Annotated in this window: 2 protein-coding genes; both read right to left on the bottom strand. The window is 63.9% G+C overall.

Annotation, left to right across the window (positions count from 1 at the left end):
• Nucleotides 1–72 precede the first annotated feature (72 nt).
• A complete protein-coding gene (gene istB / locus BLQ03_RS17575) occupies nt 73–867 on the bottom strand; it encodes an IS21-like element helper ATPase IstB (protein ID WP_090757581.1) in 795 nt (264 codons plus the stop codon).
• Nucleotides 857–2243: IS21 family transposase (istA, locus tag BLQ03_RS17570; RefSeq protein WP_090757580.1), on the bottom strand; the 1387-nt coding region annotated here is incomplete at its 5' end. The genes istA and istB, both read right to left, overlap by 11 nt.

Below are 2243 nucleotides of genomic sequence, written 5' to 3'. Positions count from 1 at the left end.
TGTTGATTTCCACCCGGAACTGACCCGGGTTTTCCATCGAGAAGTGACCCACCTTTAGTCATGCGGCTGGGGTCATGTCTGGGTCAAGGCATGGGCACCCTCCTTCTTCTTTCGGGTGGCTGCGGCGGTGCTGGCCTTGAAGCGGAAGCTGTCGTTTCCTGTTTCAAGGATGTGGCAGCGGTGGGTGAGGCGATCGAGCAGCGCGGTGGTCATCTTGGCATCGCCGAAGACGCTGGCCCATTCGCTGAAGCTCAGGTTGGTGGTGATGACAACGCTGGTGCGCTCATAGAGCTTGCTCAGAAGATGGAAGAGCAGCGCACCGCCCGAGGCGCTGAAGGGCAGATAGCCCAGTTCGTCCAGGATCACGAGATCGAGCCGGGTCAGGCTTTCCGCGATCTGTCCGGCTTTGCCCCTGGCTTTTTCCTGCTCGAGCGCGTTGACGAGTTCGATGGTGGAGAAGAACCGGACCTTTCGGCGATGGTGTTCGATGGCCTGGATGCCGAGGGCGGTGGCGACATGGGTCTTGCCGGTGCCGGGGCCGCCGATCAGCACGACGTTCTGCGCGCCGTCGATGAACTCGCAGCGGTGGAGCTGTCGCACCGTGGCTTCGTTGATCTCGCTGGCCGAGAAGTCGAAGCCCGCCAGATCCTTGTAGGCCGGAAAGCGCGCGGCCTTCATGTGATAGGCGATGGAGCGCACCTCGCGCTCGGCCACCTCGGCCTTCAGGAGCTGCGTCAGGATCGGCACGGCCGCCTCGAAGACGGGCGCGCCCTGCTCGATGAGATCGGTGACGGCCTGAGCCATGCCATGCATCTTCAGGCTGCGCAGCATGATGACGACTGCGCCGCTGGCAGGATCATGACGCATGACGACCTCCGGTGCTGCAGGCGCGCAGGTCGTCGTAGCGCTCGACATTGGCCTTCGGTTCGCGGCGCAGGAGCAGCGCCTGCGGCGTATCGATGGTTGGACTGTCGATGGCCTTGCCGTCGATCAGGCGGTGCAGGATGTTCAGCACATGGGTCTTGGTGGCCACCCCATCGGACAGAGCCAGCTCGACTGCGGCCAACACCGCCTGCTCGTCATGCTGCAGGACCAGGGCGAGGATATCGACCATCTCCCGATCTCCGCCGGGTCGTCGCAGCATCTGGTCCTGCAATCGCCTGAAGCCTGACGGCAGCTCCGCAAAGGGGGCACCGTTCCGCAGCGCTCCAGGCTTGCGCTGGATCACCGTCAGATAGTGGCGCCAGTCATAGATCGTGCGGGGTGGCAGATGATGGGAGCGCTGGATCAGCCGTTCATGCTCACAGAGAACCTGCCCTTCTGCGGCCACGACGAGCCGATCGGGGTAGACCCGGAGGCTGACAGGCCGGTTGGCGAAGGAGGCCGGCACGCTATAGCGGTTGCGCTCGAAGCTGATCAGACAGGTGGGCGAGACGCGCTTGCTCTGCTCGACGAACCCGTCAAAGGCCGGCGGCACCGGCATCAGCACGGGCTGCTCCTCGGCCCAGACATCGGCGAGGCTTCCGGCCAGACGGCCATGCGGGATCTCCCGCCAAAGCTCCAGGCATCGCTGCTCGAGCCAGGCGTTCAGCGCGGCGAGGTCAGGGAAGTTCGGTATTGGTTGCCACAGGCGCGGCCGCGCATCCTGCACGTTCTTCTCGACCTGCCCCTTCTCCCAACCCGATGCCGGATTGCAGAACTCCGGCTCGAAGACATAGTGGTTGGCCATGGCGAGAAAGCGCATGTTGATCTGGCGCTCCTTACCCCTGCCGATGCGGTCCACCGCCGTCCGCATGTTGTCGTAGATCCCACGCTCCGGCACGCCACCGAACACCCGGAACCCATGCCAATGGGCGTCGAACAGCATCTCGTGGGTTTGCAGCAGATAAGCGCGAACCAGGAATGCCCGACTGTGTGCCAGCTTGATATGCGCGACCTGCAGTTTGGTGCGCTCGCCGCCGATCACGGCATAATCCTCACTCCAGTCGAACTGGAAAGCTTCACCCGGGCGGAAGGTCAGAGGAACGAAAGTGCCGCGTCCCGTTGTCTGCTGTTCTCGCTGGCGCTCTGCGCGCCATTCACGGGCGAAGGCAGCAACCCGGTTGTAGGAGCCGGTAAACCCCAGTGCGACCAGATCGGCATGTAGCTGCGTCAGGGGGCGCCGCTGCTTGCGCGACTTCGAGGTCTCGGTCTTCAGCCAGGCTGCCAGTTTGTCGGCGAACGGGTCGAGCTTGCTGGGCCGC

The sequence above is a fragment of the Paracoccus chinensis genome, from assembly GCF_900102885.1.
Taxonomy (GTDB): Bacteria; Pseudomonadota; Alphaproteobacteria; order Rhodobacterales; family Rhodobacteraceae; genus Paracoccus; species Paracoccus chinensis.
Note: the sequence above shows the minus strand (reverse complement) of the source record. Positions and strands in the feature narration are given on the sequence as shown.

Coding starts and splice junctions, on each gene's coding strand:
- istB (WP_090757581.1), bottom strand. CDS start 867: ATGCGTCATGATCCTGCCAGCGGCGCAGTCGTCATCATGCTGCGCAGC.